Origin of the sequence: Dorea sp. AM13-35, from assembly GCF_003473885.1 — a bacterium.
Lineage (GTDB): Bacteria > Bacillota > Clostridia > Lachnospirales > Lachnospiraceae > Dorea_D > Dorea_D hominis.
The window spans coordinates 196896-217500 of record NZ_QUCZ01000004.1; the positions used below are offsets into that span (position 1 = coordinate 196896).

Consider the following 20605-nt stretch of genomic DNA (forward strand, 5'->3'; position numbering starts at 1 on the left):
CTATGATGCTTTAAAGCGAAAAAGTAAAGAAAGAAAATTGTAAAAAATGTATAAAAGAGTTGTAATTAGTCAGAAAATTTAGTACAATATACCCATGATAATTTACTATAGTAAGGAGGCAGCTTAATATGAAAGTATACAGGACGGATGAGATTAGAAATGTTGTTCTATTAGGACATGGAGGAAGCGGTAAGACAAGTCTTGTGGAAGCCATGGCCTATGTATCAGGGGCAACTACTCGTATGGGAAAAGTTGCAGACGGTAATATGATCAGTGATTTTGATAAAGAGGAACAGAAGAGACAGTTCTCAATCAGCACATCACTGGTACCGATCGAATGGGAGAAAGCGAAGATCAATGTTCTCGATACACCGGGATATTTTGACTTTGTCGGAGAAGTAGAAGAAGCAGTCAGTGCAGCAGATGCAGCAGTTATCGTTGTTTCTGGAAAAGCAGGTGTTGAGGTTGGAACAGAGAAAGCATGGGAATTATGTGACAAATATAATCTGCCTCGTATGGTATATGTTACAGAGATGGACGTGGATGATGCAAGTTTCCGTCAGGTAGTACAGGATCTGACAGATAAGTATGGTAAAGTGATTGCACCGCATTTCCAGCCAATCCGTGAGAATGAGAAGTTAGTTGGTTACGTTAATATTATTAAGAACGCAGGAAGACGTTATACTGGTATCGGAGAGAGAGAAGAGTGCGAGATCCCGGATTACTGTAAACCAAACTTGGAGATCTACCGTGAGAAACTGTTAGAAGCAGTTGCGGAGACAAGTGATGAGTTTATGGAGCGTTATTTTGCAGGAGAAGAGTTTTCTGTAGAGGAGATTCGTTCTGCAATGAGAACAGAAGTTATGGACGGAGATATCGTTCCGGTTGCTATGGGATCGAATATCCAGGCACAGGGAGTTGCAAACCTCCTTTCAGATATTGTAAGATTCTTCCCAAGCCCGGATAGCAGAAAATGCGCCGGCATTAACCGTAAGACGAACGAGATCTATGAAGCAGATTATGATTTTGCAAAAGCAAAATCCGCATATGTCTTCAAAACTATGGTAGATCCGTTTATCGGAAAATATTCTTTCGTAAAAGTATGCTCCGGTGTATTAAAGGGGGACGATGTGCTCTACAATGCAGAGTCCGAAGCAGAAGCCAAACTTGGCAAGATTTATACAATGTCAGGCAACAAACCGGTAGAAGTCAGCGAATTATTTGCGGGTGATATCGGTGCGATCGCCAAACTTGCCAATACAAAGACCGGTGATACACTTTCAGCAAAGACAACGCCGCTGATGTTTGGAAAAACAGAATATTCCAAACCATATACATATATGAAATATGTTGTTAAGAACAAAGGCGATGAGGATAAAGTATCCCAGGCGCTGCAGAAGATGATGGCAGAAGATGTGACACTTAAGAGTGTTAACGACAGTGAGAACCGTCAGACACTGATCTATGGTATGGGTGACCAGCATCTGGAAGTGACGGCAAGCAAACTTGCTGCAAGATACAAATGTGAGATCACACTGGAGACACCGAAAGTGGCATTCCGTGAGACAATTAAGAAGAAATCAGACGTAGATACGAAGTATAAGAAACAGTCCGGCGGACATGGACAGTATGGACATGTCAAGATGAGATTCGAACCATCCGGAGATCAGGAGACACCTTATGTATTCGAAGAAGAAGTTGTGGGCGGAGCTGTTCCGAAGAACTACTTCCCGGCAGTTGAAAAAGGTCTTCAGGAATCTGTACTTAAAGGGCCTCTGGCAGGATATCCGGTTGTAGGTGTGAAAGCAGTTCTGTATGATGGATCTTACCATCCGGTAGATTCTTCTGAGATGGCATTCAAGACAGCAACGATCCAGGCATTTAAGAAAGGCTTCATGGAAGCCGGGCCGGTTCTTTTAGAGCCAATCGCTTCTGTGAAAGTTACAGTTCCGGATGATTATACCGGAGATATTATGGGTGATCTGAATAAGAGAAGAGGTCGTGTGCTTGGTATGAATCCATTAAGCGGCGGATATCAGGAGATTATCGCTGATGTTCCGATGACAGGTATGTTTGGATACTGCACAACACTTCGTTCCATGACCGGTGGACGTGGCAATTATTCTTATGAATTTGCACGTTATGAGCAGGCTCCTTCAGACATTCAGGAAGCAGAGATTGCAAAGAGAACAGCAGAAGAATAAATCTTTGATAAAAATTTGATTATGAAATAAGAAAAAAAGCTCTGGGAAGGGCTTTTTTTCTTATATTAAAAGTGCTATAATCGTGGTTGCTATTTATATTAGGAAAGAAATTTTGTCAAAGGAATATATGTGAGGAAAGAAAAATGAAAATAGTAATCATTGGTGATGGAAAGGTTGGCCATAAGCTGGCAGTCCAATTATCGGAAGAAGATTACGATATTGTGCTGATTGACCAGAACGAAGGCAAGTTAAAAGCCGCGTTGAACCAGCTTGATATTTTCTGCATTACCGGTAACGGTGCAGATGCAGAGGTTCAGAAACAGGCGGACGTACCACATGCAGATCTGGTAATTGCATGCGCATCAACGGACGAGATGAATATGCTAAGTTGTCTTCTGGCAAAAAGGCTGGGAGCAAAACATACGATAGCCAGAGTACGCAACCCAATTTACTACAGACAGATGGATCTTCTGAAGGAAGACCTGCATCTGAGTATGGCGGTTAATCCGGAGCTGACTGCGGCGAATGAGATTGCCCGTGTGCTTTTGTTCCCGGAGACGAGTAAAGTTGAGACTTTTATGAAGGGAAAAGTAGAACTTGTTGAATATCCGGTACGTGAGAACAGTCCACTGGTGGATATCGCACTTTCAGAGCTGTACCGGAAATTCCAGATCAAAGTACTGGTATGTGCAGTAAAACGCAAAGGAGAAGTTTACATTCCGGATGGTGATTTTGTCTTAAGAGAAGGAGACAAGTTACATATCGCGGCCGCACATCAGGATCTGAAATCATTTTTCAAATCATTAGGAAGAAAGCGTACTCGTGTGAAGAATGTTCTGATCTGCGGAGGAGGGCATTTATGCTTCTATCTTGCAAATCAGCTTCTGCAGGCAGGAATGCAGGTGAAGATCATTGAGATCAAAGAAAAAAAATGTGAGAATCTCTGTGAATTACTTCCAAAGGCAACGATCATTCATGGTGATGCAACAGATCATGATCTGCTGCTGGAAGAAGGAATTGCCGAAGCAGATGCGATGGTTTCACTGACTGGTCTTGATGAAGAGAATATTATTTTATCTCTATTCGCAAAGACGCAGGGCGTGAATAAGATTATTGCAAAAGTAAATGAAGATTCCAGGGCACAGATGGTGGAAGGACTCGGCATTGACAGTATTATTTCGGCGAAGAGTGCAACGGCGGATGCGATCATGCGATATGTTCGTGCCCGTAAGAATTCTTACAGTAATGCCAATGTAGAGACGATGTATCGTCTTGTGAACGGAAAAGTAGAAGCGCAGGAATTTATCATTCGAAAGGAATGTGAATATACATCCGTTCCACTGAAAGAGCTAAGAACAAAGAAAAATACACTGATTGCATGTATCGGCAGACATCGCCAGGTTATCATCCCGAATGGTGATACAACGATGAAAGTTGGTGACAGCGTTATTGTCGTTACGAAGAATCATGTGATCCGCAATCTGAATGAGATACTTTTATAGGAGCCGGTGGAAATATGAATAGAAGAATGATTTTATATATTCTGGCAAAAATGATGGGAGTAGAAGGTGTGCTTTTGCTCCTTCCTGCTTTTGTCGGACTTTTATATGGAGAAAAAAGCGGAGCCTGCTTTTTATTTCCGGCAACAATATTGGCATTGATTTATATTATATTCGGAATCAGAAAGCCGAATAAAACGAAGATTTATGCAAAAGAAGGTATGATCATCGTTGCCAGTGCATGGATTTTATGGTCGATGTTTGGAGCAATTCCGTTTACGCTGGGAGGATATATCCCGAACTATCTGGATGCGTTTTTTGAGACAGTATCCGGATTTACGACAACAGGTTCTACAATTTTAAATGATATTGAATCGCTGTCACACTGTATGCATTTCTGGAGATGCTTCACACACTGGATCGGTGGTATGGGCGTGCTTGTATTTGTACTGGTTCTGACTTCTCTTGATAAGAAGAATACGATGTATCTGATGCGTGCGGAAGTACCGGGACCAGAGAAAGATAAGCTTGTGCCGAAAGCGATGGCAACAGCGAGAATTTTATATGGAATGTATTTTGCACTGACAGCAGTAGAAATTGTATTGCTGCTTTTTGGTGGTATGTCCCCATTTGACAGTATTATCCATGCATTCAGTACTGCAGGAACCGGAGGATTTTCGAACTATGCTAATAGTATCGGACAGCTTGACAGTGCATATATTGACGGTGTGATCACGGTATTTATGATCCTGTTCGGTATCAATTTTAACCTGTTTTATCTGTTGTTGTTAAGACAGTTCAAACCGGTATGGAAAAATGAAGAACTGCGGACGTATCTGGCGATCATAGCAACAGCGATTGCCTTGATCACATGGAACATTACATCGATATATGGCAATCCGTTAAAGGCATTCCGGTATGCGGCATTTCAGGTCGCATCCATTATTACGACAACCGGATTCTCGACGGCCGATTATATGAAATGGCCGACGATGTCACAGACGATCATCATCATACTAATGATCATTGGTGCGTGTGCTTCATCCACAGGCGGTGGTATCAAAGTTTCAAGATTCTTGATTGTTGTTAAGAGTATTAAGAAAGAACTGAAACAGATGGTCCATCCGAAATCTGTCAACCTGATCCGTATAAATGGCAAGAAGATGAATCCGGACATTGTACAGAATGTATTCGTATATCTGGTTGCATATGCGGGAATTGCCGGGTTATCCGTATTATTGGTTTCTATAGATGATTTTGATTTTGCCACAAACCTCGGATCTGTAATGGGAACTTTGAATAATATCGGCCCGGGACTTGGTGTATCTGGTCCGGCAGGAAACTTTGCACAGTTTTCTCCATTTTCAAAACTGGTATTTTGTATGGATATGTTGATTGGACGTCTGGAAATCTTTCCATTCCTGATGCTCTTTACATCAATATCTTGGAGAAAGAAATTTTAGAATGGGAGGGTGTTATGAAAAAGAGAAGTAAATTTGCGATTGTTGTTATTTTGCTGGCGATTGCGGCGATTTATTATTATGTGTCAATTCCGGCAGTCAATATTCATTCGGCGCAGACATGGTTTTTCGTGATGACACTGTTTGTTGTCCTGATCATTTACTATGCGGTCAGAAAGCGTGTAACACGGGTGGAACTTGGGACGAATAAGATTTTACGTTCCATGATTGGACTGTTGGTTGTGTTTGGAATTGTGTATCTGGTAGGTTCTGTACTGTCATCCCCGATCATCAATGCGAAAAAATATCAGAAATTGATGAAAGTGAAGACTGGAGAGTTCAGTAAAGATGTAAAAGAATTGTCTTATGACAGAATTCCGCTTCTGGATAAAGATACTGCAGCACTTCTCGGAGATCGTAAGATGGGAAGTATGGTAGATATGGTATCTCAGTTTGAGGCAGATGACATTTACAGCCAGATCAATTACAAGAATAATCCGGTCCGTGTAACGCCACTGAAATATGCGAATCTGATCAAGTGGTTTACAAACCGCAGAGAAGGAATTCCGGCATATATCCGGATCAATATGGCTACACAGACAACAGAACTTGTGAAATTAAAAGAAGGAATCAAGTATACGACCAGTGAACATCTGAACCGTAATATTTACCGTCACTTAAGATTTGCACATCCGACTTATATATACGGAGAGTTAAGTTTTGAGATTGATGAATCCGGAGTACCATACTGGATTGCACCGGTGAAGAAATATAACATCGGTCTGTTCGGCGGTGAAACAGTCGGAAAAGTCGTACTCTGTAACGCAGTAACCGGTGAAACGAAGACATATGACATCAAGGATGTACCGTCATGGGTAGACCGTGCGTATTCGGCAGATATTCTTGTACAGCTCTTTGACTATTATGGCACATTGAAACATGGATTTTTGAACAGTGTGCTGAGTCAGAAGGACTGTCTGGAGACAACGGATGGATATAATTATCTTGCACTGGATGATGATGTCTGGATGTATACAGGTGTGACATCTGTCAATGGCGACCAGTCTAATGTCGGCTTTGTATTAGCCAACCAGCGAACGATGGAGACGAAGTACTATACGGTAGAAGGCGCAACCGAAGCGTCAGCGATGTCTTCAGCGGAAGGTCAGGTGCAGAACTTAAAGTACGAGGCAACCTTTCCGCTGCTGCTTAACATTTCCAAGGAACCGACTTACTTTATTGCATTAAAAGATGATGCCGGCTTGGTGAAAAAGTATGCTATGGTAAATGTCCATAAATACCAGATTGTAGCGATTGGTGATAGTGTCAGTCAGTGTGAAGAGAATTACCGGAATCTGCTTGGTGAGAATGGTATCAAAAAAGCAGAAAAAGACACACGGGATGTGAAGAAGATTACCGGTAAGATCACGAAGATTGCACAGGCAGTCATAGATGGAACATCACATTACTATGTTATGTTGGAAGGATCCGATGACATTTTTGATACATCGGTTGTAGATTTTATCGATATCGTAAAATGCGAAGTCGGGCAGACGATTTCACTGGAGTACAAAGAAGGCGATAAGGCGAATACAGTAATGTCTCTTAAAACGGAGACTGACAAAGAAAGCAATACACAGGATAAGGATACAGAGAATATAAACAAATAGATAAAAAGGGAGAACAGAATGGAACTAAGCATCTTACTGGCAGAACAAATTTTATCCATGTTTCTGACAATGATTGTTGGATATATCATTGTCAAGATTGGATTATTCAAGGAGACAGACAGCAAGATCATTTCCAATATGGTAGTTTACATCTGTTCTCCCTGCGTAATTATTGATGCGTTTCAGATTGAGTTAACCGATGATAAATTACAAGGATTATTGATTGCTGTTGTGGCAGCAATTTGTGTTCATATTGTTATGATTGGTGGGACGAAGCTAATGGAAAAACCACTGCATTTTAACCGGATTGAGAAGGCATCTGTCATTTATTCAAATTCAGGTTATCTGCTCATCCCGTTGGTAGGGAATGTTCTTGGAAAAGAGTGGGTATTTTATACAACCGCTTATAATCTGGTACAGACTGTACTACTCTGGACGCATGCAGTCGGAATCATCAGCAAAAAAGACGAAAAGAATTATAAAGAGATATTCCTGAATCCGAATATGATTGCTATGTTTCTTGGAATGCTTATGTTCATATCCAGGATTCGGCTTCCACAAGTGATCGGAACATGTGTAAGCAGTTTCGGAGATATGATCAGTTCGGCAAGTATGCTGGTAATCGGAATGGTGATTGGAAATGTTGATTTAAAGTGGGTGTTCCGTCAGAAGCGGCCGTATCTGATCTGTTTTATCCGGTTAATCTTTTATCCGGTGATCGGTGCGGTCGCATTTGGAGTTCTTGGCAGTATGGAAATACACCCGGATGCAGAATATATTCTTATGATCGTATTTCTCGCAACAGCCGCACCAGTTGCAGCAATGGTAACGCAGCTTGCACAGATTTACGACCAGGATGTCAAATACGCAAGTGTCATCAATGTGATGTCAGTGATATTCTGTATTATCACAATGCCATGTATGGTGATGTTGTACGAGAGTTTCTTTTAAATCTATAACATTTAGTGGAGGCTGTCAGTGGCAGATTTTGCAGTAAAAATAGTTTAATAAAATAACAAAGAAGGAAGAGCCGTTGAAAATGATATGTACCCTCTTTACTGGACGAACCAGTAAGGGGGTATTTTTACAAGACGATTTCGAAGTAAAATCAGAGAATGGATTTGGATTGAAGAATTATATGGAAAAACAATTATAGGAAACACGAATATATAGAGTTGATTATCAATAATACCGATTGGTTAAAAAATCAACAAACCACTATAATGAAAGAATACCACTTGTACGAAAAAAGGAGGAAGGATTATGAGAGGAAGAATCCAGAAAGCACTTGCCGTTATGGCTGCTGTGGCAGTAACGGTAACATCCGCAGGAGTTGCATCTGTGGATGCACAGGCAGCAACTGTGAAACCGAAAAAATTGACCGTAACATCGTCGGTTTCCAGCAAAGTTATTGATGTGAAGGGGACAACAAAGATTTCTGTAAAAAGTGTCAGCCCGAAGAATGCAAGCAGAAGCGTTACATACAAGTCAAGTAATACGAAAATTGCTTCTGTATCCAGCAAAGGTACAGTAAAAGGAAAGAAAACCGGAAGTGTAACGATCACAGCAACATCCAAAGTAAACAAGAAAGTAAAAGCTTCTGTAAAACTGAAAGTAAAAGATCTGAAACCAAGTAAGGTATCCATTCCGGCAGCTCTCAGTCTTACAAATGGAAAGAAAGCAATTGTTAAGGCAACAGTAAGTCCGGCGGGAGTATATGCACCTGTAAAATTCAGTAGCAGCAATACAAAAGTTGCAACTGTATCTTCCACAGGAACGGTAACAGCAAAAAGTGCTGGTAAAACGGTAATTACAGCAAAGCTGACTCAGAAAAACAGCAAGGGTAAATATCTGACAGCAAAAACAACTGTAACAGTAAAGAAAGCAGAGACAAAACCGGAAGAAGTTCCAAGCGCAAAGAAAACAGATGTATTTGTATCACCTGCATACATTAAGAGCGTTATGGATGGAAAACAGGAAGAATCCAAGAATTATGTGATTCTTGATACATCTACAGAGGCTGCGCCATATAATGAAGGACATATTCCAGGAGCTTATCACTGCTCTGTGCGTCAGGTAGAGTCAAGTACTTATGCGGCATATGCAAATAATACAATTGACTATACAGATGAGAATCTTGGAAATCTGCATGAGCCTGCAGAACTGGCTGCATTATTGAAAAAATATAATATTACAAAAGATACCATGGTAATCTTATATGGTGCACATCCGGCAACAGAGCGTGTAGCATTCTGTTTCCTGTATTGTGGAGTTGAAAATGTAAAAGTGTTAAATGGTTCGCTTACAAACTGGAAAAATGCAGGATATGAAGTAGAGACAAAAGTTAATACACCTGTAACAGATGAAAATTATGATTTCGGAACAACAGTTCCGGCACATCCGGAATATATTGTTTCCAAAGAAGAACTGAAAGATAAACTTGCAAATGATAAGAATTTCCGTCTTGTAAGTATCCGAAGCCTGGATGAGTTCAAGGGATTATCGGATGGAAACTATCCGATGCTTCAGGAAAAAGGTGAGATTGCCGGAGCAGTATTCGGACGTGCAGGGAATGATGCGAACACAATGGAAGAATATATGAATGCGGACGGAACTTTGATTTCTTATGAGAGATTCAAAGGTTTTATGGCAGATAGCTATGTATATCCGACAAATGAGGTGTGCTTCTTCTGTGGAACAGGATGGAGAGCAACAATGCCTCTTCTGATGGCATATGAAAAAGGCTGGAAAGTAAGTCTGTATGATGGAGGTTGGTGGCAGTGGACCAGAGATCTGGAGCACAATGCGATCCAGATGCTGACACCGGAACAGGCAAGAACATGCAGCAGCTTTGAGTATACAAATATAGATGTAAAACTTCAGGTAGGAGATACTTATAAGAATAGTGATATTCATATCTTCCCTGCAAGTGGAACACTTCCAACTGTACGTTTTAAATCTAACAATACCAATGTTGCAACTGTAGATGCAGATGGAAATGTAACAGCTGTTGGTGCAGGTACAGTGAATATTAAGATGATTGCAACAGATTTCTCAGGAAGAAATACATCTTACACTGTAACTGTCACAGAGAAGCAGGCAGCACAGAGCACAAAAAAAGCAGAGAAGACTGTGAAAACAGAAGAGCCTTCCCAGACAGATGCTCAGGCAGATGACAAATAAAAGAAGATTAGAACTGACTTAGAGATTAACACAAAAAGTGGTAGAAAAAGAACCGGCGCGTGTGTGCCGGTTCTTTTGTGCCATTACAGTCCAAATGAAGATAGTCTTCAATACTTGGGACATCGGTAAGTGTTCTTATAAAAATTTAGGATTCTACAATCCATCTACAGTATCAGTAGAGGAATCCGTTGTACCTGTCGAGTCTGTTGTGCCGCTGCCGGAAGAATCCGATGCGCTGTCCGGCGAACTATCCGTGGAACTGTCTGAGCCGGCATCTGATGAAGCGTCAGATGTGGTATCTGTCGTTCCGGAAGTAGAATCGGAACTGTCGCTTGCAGGTGTTTTAAATTCTCCGTTTGCAATCGCTTCGTTATAGTTTTTAATCAGATCCAGAAGTGCCTGATTCTGATCTCCTTCTAGTGGTGTCGGGCAATAATCGTTGCGTACTGATGTGGAAGAGATTGAGCAAGGAATGATATTTTCTTTCGCATTTTTCTGAACTTTTCCCTTTTTGAAAGAGAATGTCTGCTGATAGATCATCGTATTCTTATCAGCTGGGTTGGAGTTTCCGCCAAAACAAAAGTTTCCAAGACTGTAGACAATGGATTTGCCTTTGTAGTATTCAATACCCTGCAAAACATGTGGATGATGTCCGATAACGAGGTCAGCACCCTGATCTACTGCCAGGTGTGCAAGTGTCTGCTGGTTCGTGTCCGGACTGGTTTCTTTTTCCGTTCCCCAGTGGAAATTTACAATGATCAGATTTGCGCCGTGCTCTTTTAAAGCCTGGATATTCTGTTTTACCTGTTCTTCGCGATCCAGATGATCATTCAGTTCATAAATACCGGTAAGTCCGACTTTGATCTTGCCGATTTTAATGATATCAACGGTATCGTATCCGAATGGAGCGATACCGGCATCGGTCAGGTTTTTGATTGTATCGGTATAACTCTGTTCGCCATAATCAGAGCTGTGATTGTTCGCTGTATTGGCAGCTTCTACCGAACTGTTTGACAGAATCTGTGCATATTCCGGTGGCGCCTTGAAGGCGTAACTTTTATTTTCTCTCGTTGTCTCTGTAGTCAGTGTTCCTTCAAAATTCACAATAGAAAGATCATCCTTTTCCAGAATGGATTTTACATTTTTGAAGAAATAATCAGCGCCGTATTGATTATAGTAAGTCGGCAGGCTGGTCGAAGAATCAAAATGTTCATCTGTACCAAGTGTACAATCTCCCATGGAACTTATAGTCAGGGAAGTTGTGGAAGGATTACTCTTTCCTTTGATCGTAAATTCATTCACGGTTACACCGGAAGTGTCAATTGAAGGTGCCTTCTTTTTCTTTTTTTGAGCTGTCTGTTCCGTCTTCGGACTGGAGCCGGTAATTGCATGTACAATTGCTTTGATTCCGGAAAAGATTCCAAAGCAGATCAGAAGCAGAATCAGAATTACAACAGCGCGTCTGACGTGAAGATAGATTCTTCTAAGCTTCCGTCGGCGGCGCCTCAGTCTTTGTCTTTCGTTCTTGTCCATTGTTTGTTCCTCTTTTTCATTCTTTTAAATAAGCGTTATAATGTGCATCCTGTCGGAGGTTTTTTACATGATGGGGAATGCAATTTCCTATCATATAAAAACAGGCAGCTTCTGAATACAAAAAGCCGCCTGCTGTTGTCCTGATCAGATCATTAATTTAAAAATGTGCAACCGTCAGTATTAACTGCGGATAAATCGTCTTTGGCAGCACTGATGCTTACATAAAAGTCAATGTTGCATTCGCTAGAGAGTTTTTTCAGTCGTTCGATAAATTCCGGAATATTTTCCAGAGAAATGTCAGCATGTTTTAAAATACCATCGATAAAGATACACTCGATATCATGGTTAGAACTGTACATACCATATAAGAATCCGATATATTCATCTGTGTTAGTAATTGTTGGAAAATCATCCATACAGATTGTACGGATATCAAATGCTACACTTGCTGTGTCGCGATGTGTTTTTTTGATAAAAACAACATTTCCGTTGCATCTCTTAGCCTGCGCATTAGCCTGCTCAATCATTGTTTGTGTTTTTCCGCTGCCTTTTGGGCCTGTTAATAAATTTACCATGGCAAACTCTCCTTTATGTATCAGATTTACTGAATAATATCAGTATGAGTACTTGAGCTTATTATACACGAAATGACGAAAAGGAACAACTATTTTTTAGATTTTTATATAAAATTCTGAAAATTGTACATACGACTTGACAACTGAAAAAACGTACACTAAACTAAACCGCATGAAAGCAAAGGCGCTTCGAGATTATTCTCGAAGCGCCTTTGCTTTCTGATAATCATTACAGGGATAAAGAACACAAAGGTGTGTTTTTTTGTATGTCGGCGACAGAAATCCATGCCTTTCTTTATTTCATGATTTTTCAGACAGGTAATGAGAGAAGGAGGACGATTATGACAAAAGAGATAATGACAGCAGTTACAATGACGATCGTGTTTAAAGTGGTCGATAGAACATTGGGACTTCGGGTTTCGGAAGAAGAGGAAATTATCGGTCTGGATGCAACGGAATATGGACTTTCTTCTGCTTATGCAGGATTCAGTTTAATGGATGTTACAGGTGGAGGTATGAATGTAAATGAAAATACAGAACTTGGTGAGAGCGATTATGATGCGGCATCAGAAGTACAGCGTGCAGCGGCAGTGAAGGTAACTACGCCTGTAGATGCAGAGACAGGTATTCATAAAGTTGTAATTATTGCAAAACTTTCCCGTTATGAAAAACTGAAAAATGCATTAAATACACTTGGTGTAACCGGAATGACTGTAACACAGGTTATGGGATGCGGTATCCAGAAAGGCGCCGGAGAAAAATATCGTGGTGTAGAAATGGATGTAACAGTGCTTCCGAAGATAAAAGTTGAAGTAATAATAGGAAGTATTCCGGTTGAAAAAGTAGTAGAAACCGTAAAGAAAACATTGTATACAGGACGTGTCGGAGATGGCAAGATCTTTGTTTACAACGTACAGAAAGTCATTAAAGTCCGTATCGGAGAAGAAGATCTGGATGCGCTGAAAGATGTAGAATAAAAAATATCGTTTTGGAGTGGTGCAATCTTAAGATAGGGGTTGACTTATTTTAACATTCTTCATATAATAGATGGGAATAACGCAGAAACGTTGAAGAGGAATATTAAGAGATCATCGTTTTTCAGAGAGCTGTCGGTTGGTGTAAGACAGCAAGCGTAATCTCCCAACTCGCCTCGGAGTTCTATTATTGAACAGGAGTAGATAATAGCGGGTCTTCCCGTTACAGAAGTGAATGAGTGCATCCGGTATATCCGGGTGAAGAAGAGTGGTACCACGGAAATCAAGCCTTTTCGTCTCTTAGAGATGAGGAGGCTTATATTTTTATATAATAAGAATTTCAGTTTCTATTATACAAAAAGCCTCCGGCAGGCTCTGAAGGTGGAAATCAAACATAAAAAGTTATTTAGAAAACAGGAGGAATGGAAAGATGTCAAAGATCCCTTATAATCATAAGGCAATCGAGAAAAAATGGCGCGAAAACTGGGAAAAGAACCCGGTCAATGTGACAACGAACGATGACGGAAGCAAAAGAGAGAAATATTATTGTCTGGATATGTTCCCATATCCATCAGGAAATGGACTTCATGTAGGACACTGGAGAGGTTATGTAATCTCTGATGTATGGAGCCGTTATAAATTGCAGCAGGGCTATTATATCATTCATCCGATGGGATGGGATGCATTCGGACTTCCGGCTGAGAACTATGCAATTAAGATGGGTGTACATCCGTCTATTTCCACAGAAGCAAATATTAAAAATATCAAGAGACAGATCAACGAGATCGCAGCTTTATATGACTGGGATCGTGAAGTAAATACAACAGATCCGAATTTCTATAAGTGGACACAGTGGATTTTCGTGAAGATGTTCAAAGAGGGCCTTGCATATGAGAAAGAGTTCCCAATCAACTGGTGCCCGTCCTGCAAGACAGGTCTTGCAAACGAAGAAGTTGTAAATGGTAAATGTGAACGCTGTGGAGCAGAAGTTACCAAGAAGAATCTGCGGCAGTGGATGTTAAAAATCACAGCATATGCAGACCGACTTTTAAATGATCTGGACAAATTAGACTGGCCTGAGAAAGTTAAGAAGATGCAGACAGACTGGATTGGTAAATCTTATGGTGCAGAAGTTGACTTTCCGGTAGAAGGAAGAGAAGAAAAGATCACAGTATATACAACCAGACCAGATACATTATATGGAGCAACCTTTATGGTACTGGCTCCGGAGCATGAACTTGCAAAGAGCCTGGCTACAGATGAGACAAGAGAAGAAGTTGAGAAGTACATTTACGATGCATCCATGAAGTCTAATGTAGACCGTATGCAGGATAAGGAAAAGACAGGTGTATTTACAGGAAGTTATGCAATCAACCCGTTAAATGGCGAGAAGACACCAATCTGGTTATCTGATTATGTACTTGCAGATTATGGTACAGGAGTAATCATGTGTGTACCGGCTCACGATGACCGTGACTTTGAATTTGCAACAAAATTCGGCATCCCGATCATCCAGGTTATCGCAAAAGACGGAAAAGAAATTGAAAATATGACAGAAGCATACACAGAAGCTTCCGGAACAATGATTAATTCCGGTGAGTGGAATGGCATGGAATCTTCTGTACTGAAAAAAGAAGCACCACACATTATCGAAGAACGTGGAATTGGTCGAGCTACTGTTAATTACAAACTGCGTGACTGGGTATTCTCACGTCAAAGATACTGGGGAGAACCAATCCCGATCGTACACTGCCCAAAATGTGGCAATGTTCCGGTACCGGAAGAAGAACTGCCGTTACGTCTGCCGGATGTAGAGTCCTACGAGCCGACAGGAACAGGAGAATCTCCGCTTGCTGCAATTGACGAGTGGGTAAATTGTAAATGCCCGCAGTGTGGCGCTGATGCGAAGAGAGAGACAAATACAATGCCACAGTGGGCCGGATCTTCATGGTATTTCTTGAGATATGTAGATAACCATAACGATAAGGAATTAGTATCCAGAGAGAAAGCAGACGCAATGCTTCCGGTAGATATGTATATCGGTGGTGTGGAACATGCGGTACTGCATCTTTTATACTCCCGTTTCTATACCAAATTCCTTTGTGATATTGGAGTGATTGACTTTGATGAGCCATTCCACAAATTGTTCAACCAGGGAATGATCACAGGTAAGAACGGTATCAAGATGAGTAAATCCAAGGGAAATGTTGTATCTCCTGACGATCTTGTAAGAGATTACGGATGCGATTCCCTGAGAATGTATGAACTTTTTGTAGGACCACCGGAGTTAGATGCTGAGTGGGATGACCGTGGTATTGACGGAGTAAACCGTTTCCTGAAGAGATTCTGGAATCTGGTTATGGACAGCAAAGATGCAAACATCGAAGCTACCAAAGAGATGATCAAAGAACGTCATAAGCTTGCAAAAGATATCACAACCCGTCTGGAAAGCTTCAGCCTGAATACAGCGATTTCCGGATTTATGGAGCATAATAACAAACTGATCGAGATTGCGAAAAAAGCAGGTGGAATCGATACAGAGACATTATCTACAATGGCAGTACTGCTTTCACCATTTGCACCTCATATCGCAGAAGAAGTTTGGGAGCAGTTAGGTCATGAAGGCAGTGTATTCAAAGCCGGATGGCCAACATACGATGAAGAAGCCATGAAAGATGATGAAATCCAGGTACCTGTACAGATCAATGGTAAGACAAGAGCAGTTATCTCTATTGCAGCAGAAAGCAGCAAAGAAGAAGCGATTACAGCAGGAAAAGAAGCAATTGCAGACAAACTGACCGGAAATATCATCAAAGAGATCTATGTACCGAAGAAGATCATTAATATTGTAATGAAATAATAATAGAATTGTGGGAGTACGAAGTACGGAACAATTCGTATGGCATTTTTTAACTTTAACATTATATATAAGAGAATTACAGATAAGACAAGGACGGTTATTGTACAAATTGCAGTAGCCGTCCTTCTTTTCCCTTTCTTTTTAGTCTATGAAGTGGTATGCTTGTGGATAGAAAACGGATCGATAAAGGAGATAGCATAAATATGAATTACAATGAGATGGCATTAAAAATGCACGAAGAACACAAAGGAAAAATCAGTGTCACATCAAAAGTAGCGGTAAAGACAAGAGATGATCTTAGTACGGCGTATACTCCGGGTGTTGCAGAACCTTGCCGGAAGATCAGAGATGATAAATCAGAAGTGTACAGATATACAGCAAAAGGAAATCTCGTAGCAGTTGTATCTGATGGGACGGCAGTTCTGGGACTGGGAGATATCGGTCCGGAAGCGGCAATGCCGGTTATGGAAGGAAAATCCATTTTGTTCAAAGAATTTGCAGGAATTGATGCATTTCCGATCTGTCTGGATACGAAGGACACAGATGAGATCGTGGAGACTGTTAAACGTCTTGCTCCTACATTCGGTGGAATCAATCTGGAAGACATTTCTGCACCGAGATGCTTTGAAATCGAGAGAAGATTAAAAGAAGAACTGGATATTCCGGTATTCCATGACGATCAGCACGGAACAGCGATCGTTGTATCCGCAGGTCTTACGAATGCTTTGAAATATGTCGGAAAAGAATTTTCAGAAGCAAAAGTAGTCATCAATGGTGCCGGATCTGCAGGAATTTCTATCTGTAAATTATTATTAGAGCTGGGAGTCGGTGATATTGTCCTTGTTGATAGGAACGGAATCCTTGCAGTCGGTGAAGAATGGATGAATCCTGCACAGAAAGAGATGGCAGAAAAGACAAATAAAGAACAGATCCATGGAGATTTAAAAACTGCAATGCAGGGCAGAGATGTATTTGTTGGTGTATCTGCTCCGAACATTGTGACAGCAGAGATGGTGGGTACAATGGCGAAGGATGCGATTGTTTTTGCAATGGCAAATCCGACACCGGAGATTATGCCAGACGAAGCGAAAAAAGGCGGCGCAAGAGTTGTAGCAACCGGAAGATCTGATTTCCCGAACCAGATTAATAACGTTCTTGTGTTCCCAGGAATTTTCAAAGGGGCGCTGGAGGCAAGAGCAACAGATATTACAGAAGAGATGAAAATCGCAGCAGTAAGAGCAATTGCTGATATTATTAAACCGGAAGAATTGACAGAAGACTATATTATTCCGGGAGCGTTTGATGAAAGAGTTGCTGATAATGTGGCAAGAGAAGTTGCAAAAACAGCAATAGAGACCGGAGTTTCTAAGTTGAAAAAAGCAGAATAATTGCGAAAGAGGAATTGGTTATGTTATTAGTAAAAAATGCAGAGGTATACGCACCAGAATACCTGGGGAAAAAGGATGTTTTGATCTGCGGAGGAAAAATTGAAAAGATTCAGGATGAAATTGGTTCGCTTCCAGTTGAATGTGAAGTGTTAGATGCCGAAGGAAAGATGCTGACGCCAGGGTTTATTGATCAGCATGTACATATTACCGGTGGAGGCGGAGAAGGAAGCTTTCATACGAGAACACCGGAATTACAGCTCTCTGAGTTAGTGGAAAATGGTATAACTACAGTCATAGGGCTTCTGGGAACAGATGGAATTACAAGAAGTGTGGAGAATCTTTATGCAAAAACCAAGGCTCTTTGCGAGGAAGGCGTAAGTGCATATATGCTTACGGGAGCTTATGGCTATCCGAATCCGACAATTACCGGAGAAGTTGATCGAGACATTGTATTCATCGACGAGATACTCGGTGTGAAGCTTGCTATTTCCGATCATCGTGCACCGAATGTGACAGAAGAGGAACTGATCCAGATCGCAAGCAAAGTAAGAGTTGCCGGTATGCTCAGCGGGAAACCGGGGATTGTTGTGTTGCATATGGGAGATGATGAGGCTGGATTACAACCGGTATTCCGTGCGTTGGAGAAAACGTCTATTCCTACTCGCATTTTCAGACCAACACATGTAAATCGAAATGAACATCTGTTGGAGGATGGATATGAATTTTTAAGAAGAGGCGGATATGTAGATTTGACTTGTGGCATGCATTCTTCTCCGGGAAGTTATGTTCTGGAAGCAAGGAAAAGAGGAATTCCTACTGAACATATTACGATGAGTTCGGATGGACATGGAAGCTGGTCTCACTATGCGGAAGATGGAACCCTTTTAGAAATTGGAGTGTCCAGTGTAGATGCACTTTATAAAGAATTAAAATATATGGTGAAAGAGCTTGGAATGAAGCTTGAGGATGCATTACCTTATATGACAAGCCATGTGGCTGAGGGGCTGGATCTGCTTCCGAAAAAGGGATGGATAAAAGAAGGAGCAGATGGAGATGTTCTCCTGTTTGATCAGAATATGGAGCTGAATACTTTTATAGCAGGTGGTCGTATTCTCATGAAAAACAAGGAAATCCTTCAAAAAGGAACTTATGAAAAATAATAGAAATTAATAGCGTAAACAAAAAACAGGAGATATGGATAGGAAAATCCGTATCTCCTGTTTTTACTAGGAAGATAATGTATTTATAAAATTCTGTCGTTCGGACGGAGAAATGCTGTCAATGACGAGACAGGATGCCAGGATATTCAGCATGGCAATTGGAATTGTCATTGAATTATAAAACATTTCTGTGGAAGTAGGGCAAATAAGGAGCAAATCACTGTGGCATGCAGCCGGGGAGGCATCGCTGTCGGTGATCGTTAAAATCGGGACACCGGATTCGGAAGCTTTTTTTGCAATATTTCCTATCGGAAAATAGTAGCGCGGGAAAGAGAATAAAATTACAAGATCTCCCTCTGTAAGTTTTCGTAATGTTTTCTGTGTTTGCTCCAAATCGGACAGGTCAATCAGAATGACGTTGTAATACAAGATTAAGAGTCGCAATTTTAAAAATTCTCCAGGTACTTTCGATATATCATGTGCAAAGATAAAAATACGATTACTGCGTCGAATCTTATCAGAAGCTGCCAGAATGGTATCCATAGGCAAATCAGAGATAAACTCGGAAAAGGCACTCACTTCCTGGCTACAGATTTCTAAGAGCATTCGTTCGCGCTCGGGTGCTTTGCCAGCTTCTAATTCTGGAACGAAATAAGTGGAAGAGGATGCGATTCGAATCATCTTCTGTGTATAATCACGGAATTGTTCTTTCAAGCCAACAAATGTGGAACAGCCCAGTTTCTGGCAAAAACGAAGAAGTGTCAATTCGGAGGATCGTGTCTGCTGACTGAGCTGAGCCAGAGTGATGTAGCTTATTTCTTCTGGGTTGGCAATCAGGTAATCTGCGATTGTTTTTTGTTTTTTTGTAAGTGTCGGATATAATTCCTGAATATGTTCTAAAATGTCCATATAGTTTCCTTTCGCTTTTACAGTAAAATGTTTCGTGATATTTTACAAAATATAAGTGATGACTTTACAAATCTATTATAACATGTATAATGAAAAATAGAAAGTAAAGTATATACTTAACTAAAAGATAATTTATAAGTACCAAAAAGGAAAGAGGAGGACAAGGCTATGAAAAACAGTTTGAAGAGCACTTCGAACGAACCTGGCTGATTATTTTTTTATTTATGTTCGTGATCATTATGATTCCATTTCCATTCTTTTACAGTGAAACATACATCCCTTCATTTGGCGGGGTTCCGTTGTTCCTGTATGGATGGTTTATTCACACTGCGATTACATTTGCATTGATCATCAAGTATTATCGCATGTGTATGAAGCGAAAAGAATATCACACCTATGATGAGGAGGAGAAGTAATTATGAACGGAGCAGCAATTCAGCCTTCACCAGGCCCTTTCTATACGGTGCTGGTACTTTATCTTGGAATTATGGCATTTATTGGTTGGTATGCAGGACGCTATGATGACGGACGTAATCCAGGGTTCCTTGATGATCGCAACAGCAATTGTAACTTTTATTGTTTCTATTGTATGTAATGGGAGGAGGCTTTGGCAATATCAATCATACACTTCAGAGTATGAATGAAGCTTATCTTGCATTTCCGGGTGCCAATGGCTATATGCCTTGGGCATATTATGTATCCAATATTGTATTGTGGTCTTTCTTTACAATGGGACAGCCACATCTATTTACAAAATTCTTTGCAATGAAGGATCATAAGACAATGTTTAAAGCAATACTTCTCGGTACAGCCGGTATGTTCTTCTCTGCAACTTTGATTGAGTGGACCGGTGTAAATGGAATTGCTACGATCCAGAATATCGAGAAAGCAGATCAGATTGTTCCGATGATTTTGCAGAGAGGTCTGAATCCGTTTTTAGCTTCTATTTTCATTGCTGGAATTGTAGCTGCCGGTATGTCTACTATTGATGGTATATTAGTAACGAAAACCGGTGCGGTTACGCGTGACATTTATCAGAAACTCATCAATAAAAAAGCAACAGATGAGAGTGTAATGAAGCTTTCGAAAGTAGTAACTATTCTGATCGATATTATCGTAATTTGTTTCGGCGTATTCCAGCCAGGCAGTATTTTCGAAATTAACCTGTTTGCGTTCTCGGAAATGGCAAT

Annotated in this window: 14 protein-coding genes, 1 pseudogene and 1 other annotated feature (1 of these 16 running past the window's edge); of the genes and pseudogenes, 12 read left to right on the plus strand and 3 right to left on the minus strand. The window is 40.8% G+C overall.

The features are described 5' to 3' along the window. Positions 1-128 precede the first annotated feature (128 nt). The 6 genes from DW152_RS06630 (at position 129) to DW152_RS06655 (ending at position 10016) form a co-directional block, all read left to right on the plus strand. Complete coding sequence (locus DW152_RS06630) at positions 129-2204, plus strand: elongation factor G (protein WP_021859538.1); 2076 nt, start codon at positions 129-131, stop codon at positions 2202-2204. A 143-nt stretch (positions 2205-2347) separates the two neighbouring features. Beyond that, positions 2348-3706, plus strand: a complete 1359-nt coding sequence (gene trkA / locus DW152_RS06635; RefSeq protein WP_021859539.1) for a Trk system potassium transporter TrkA — start codon at positions 2348-2350, stop codon at positions 3704-3706. Positions 3707-3720: 14 nt separating this feature from the next. Then, complete coding sequence (locus DW152_RS06640; protein ID WP_021859540.1) at positions 3721-5166, plus strand: TrkH family potassium uptake protein; 1446 nt, start codon at positions 3721-3723, stop codon at positions 5164-5166. A 14-nt stretch (positions 5167-5180) separates the two neighbouring features. Further along, the gene (locus tag DW152_RS06645; RefSeq protein WP_118288233.1) at positions 5181-6833 is read left to right on the plus strand and encodes a CvpA family protein; all 1653 of its coding nucleotides are present in this window, start codon (positions 5181-5183) and stop codon (positions 6831-6833) included. Between the two features lie 18 nt (positions 6834-6851). Continuing rightward, complete coding sequence (locus tag DW152_RS06650) at positions 6852-7784, plus strand: AEC family transporter (protein ID WP_117536728.1); 933 nt, start codon at positions 6852-6854, stop codon at positions 7782-7784. 312 nt (positions 7785-8096) lie between these two features. Next, positions 8097-10016 (plus strand): Ig-like domain-containing protein, encoded by a 1920-nt coding sequence (locus DW152_RS06655; RefSeq protein ID WP_118288234.1) that lies wholly within the window; start codon positions 8097-8099, stop codon positions 10014-10016. A 153-nt stretch (positions 10017-10169) separates the two neighbouring features. On the opposite strand, the gene DW152_RS06660 is transcribed toward DW152_RS06655, so the two are convergent. Both DW152_RS06660 and DW152_RS06665 read right to left on the minus strand, forming a co-directional pair. Beyond that, the gene (locus DW152_RS06660; RefSeq protein ID WP_118288235.1) at positions 10170-11549 is read right to left on the minus strand and encodes a CapA family protein; all 1380 of its coding nucleotides are present in this window, start codon (positions 11547-11549) and stop codon (positions 10170-10172) included. Between the two features lie 152 nt (positions 11550-11701). Continuing rightward, positions 11702-12124, minus strand: coding sequence for a hypothetical protein (locus DW152_RS06665; protein ID WP_117536725.1), 423 nt, complete (start codon positions 12122-12124; stop codon positions 11702-11704). A gap of 359 nt (positions 12125-12483) precedes the next feature. On the opposite strand from DW152_RS06665, the pseudogene DW152_RS13580 reads away from it, so the two are divergent. The 4 genes and pseudogenes from DW152_RS13580 to iadA all read left to right on the plus strand — a co-directional run. Further along, a pseudogene (locus DW152_RS13580) lies at positions 12484-13101 on the plus strand (P-II family nitrogen regulator); the annotation flags it as partial. Positions 13102-13182: 81 nt separating this feature from the next. Then, positions 13183-13402: a binding site (T-box leader), on the plus strand. A 126-nt stretch (positions 13403-13528) separates the two neighbouring features. Next, positions 13529-15958 carry a leucine--tRNA ligase gene (leuS, locus tag DW152_RS06680; RefSeq protein ID WP_118288236.1) on the plus strand — a complete coding sequence of 810 codons (2430 nt, stop codon included), beginning with the start codon at positions 13529-13531 and terminating at the stop codon, positions 15956-15958. 203 nt (positions 15959-16161) lie between these two features. Continuing rightward, on the plus strand, positions 16162-17346 hold the full coding sequence (locus DW152_RS06685) for an NAD(P)-dependent malic enzyme (RefSeq protein ID WP_118288237.1): 1185 nt from the start codon (positions 16162-16164) through the stop codon (positions 17344-17346). Positions 17347-17366: 20 nt separating this feature from the next. After that, entirely contained in the window at positions 17367-18506 is a 1140-nt protein-coding gene (iadA, locus tag DW152_RS06690) for a beta-aspartyl-peptidase (RefSeq protein ID WP_118288238.1), read from the plus strand. 66 nt (positions 18507-18572) lie between these two features. Here the strand turns inward: iadA and DW152_RS06695 are convergent, their stop codons facing one another. Then, a complete protein-coding gene (locus tag DW152_RS06695) occupies positions 18573-19415 on the minus strand; it encodes a MurR/RpiR family transcriptional regulator (protein ID WP_117536722.1) in 843 nt (280 codons plus the stop codon). A 418-nt stretch (positions 19416-19833) separates the two neighbouring features. On the opposite strand from DW152_RS06695, the gene DW152_RS13455 reads away from it, so the two are divergent. Both DW152_RS13455 and DW152_RS06705 read left to right on the plus strand, forming a co-directional pair. Continuing rightward, the gene (locus tag DW152_RS13455) at positions 19834-20010 is read left to right on the plus strand and encodes a hypothetical protein (protein WP_242992872.1); all 177 of its coding nucleotides are present in this window, start codon (positions 19834-19836) and stop codon (positions 20008-20010) included. Between the two features lie 41 nt (positions 20011-20051). Further along, positions 20052-20605 carry the 5' portion of a sodium:solute symporter family protein gene (locus DW152_RS06705; protein ID WP_243059831.1) on the plus strand. Its footprint extends 247 nt past the window's final position, so 554 of the gene's 801 nt are visible here — the first part of the coding sequence; the start codon lies at positions 20052-20054; its stop codon lies off the right edge, out of view.

Excerpts from the sequence above, each read along its gene's own strand:
- DW152_RS06660 (WP_118288235.1), bottom strand. The coding sequence starts at position 11,549 with ATGGACAAGAACGAAAGACAAAGACTGAGGCGCCGCCGACGGAAGCTT.
- DW152_RS06655 (WP_118288234.1), top strand. The coding sequence starts at position 8,097 with ATGAGAGGAAGAATCCAGAAAGCACTTGCCGTTATGGCTGCTGTGGCA.
- leuS (WP_118288236.1), top strand. The coding sequence starts at position 13,529 with ATGTCAAAGATCCCTTATAATCATAAGGCAATCGAGAAAAAATGGCGC.
- DW152_RS06685 (WP_118288237.1), top strand. The coding sequence starts at position 16,162 with ATGAATTACAATGAGATGGCATTAAAAATGCACGAAGAACACAAAGGA.
- DW152_RS06640 (WP_021859540.1), top strand. The coding sequence starts at position 3,721 with ATGAATAGAAGAATGATTTTATATATTCTGGCAAAAATGATGGGAGTA.
- iadA (WP_118288238.1), top strand. The coding sequence starts at position 17,367 with ATGTTATTAGTAAAAAATGCAGAGGTATACGCACCAGAATACCTGGGG.
- DW152_RS06695 (WP_117536722.1), bottom strand. The coding sequence starts at position 19,415 with ATGGACATTTTAGAACATATTCAGGAATTATATCCGACACTTACAAAA.
- DW152_RS06665 (WP_117536725.1), bottom strand. The coding sequence starts at position 12,124 with ATGGTAAATTTATTAACAGGCCCAAAAGGCAGCGGAAAAACACAAACA.
- DW152_RS06645 (WP_118288233.1), top strand. The coding sequence starts at position 5,181 with ATGAAAAAGAGAAGTAAATTTGCGATTGTTGTTATTTTGCTGGCGATT.
- trkA (WP_021859539.1), top strand. The coding sequence starts at position 2,348 with ATGAAAATAGTAATCATTGGTGATGGAAAGGTTGGCCATAAGCTGGCA.
- DW152_RS06630 (WP_021859538.1), top strand. The coding sequence starts at position 129 with ATGAAAGTATACAGGACGGATGAGATTAGAAATGTTGTTCTATTAGGA.
- DW152_RS13455 (WP_242992872.1), top strand. The coding sequence starts at position 19,834 with ATGAACGGAGCAGCAATTCAGCCTTCACCAGGCCCTTTCTATACGGTG.
- DW152_RS06650 (WP_117536728.1), top strand. The coding sequence starts at position 6,852 with ATGGAACTAAGCATCTTACTGGCAGAACAAATTTTATCCATGTTTCTG.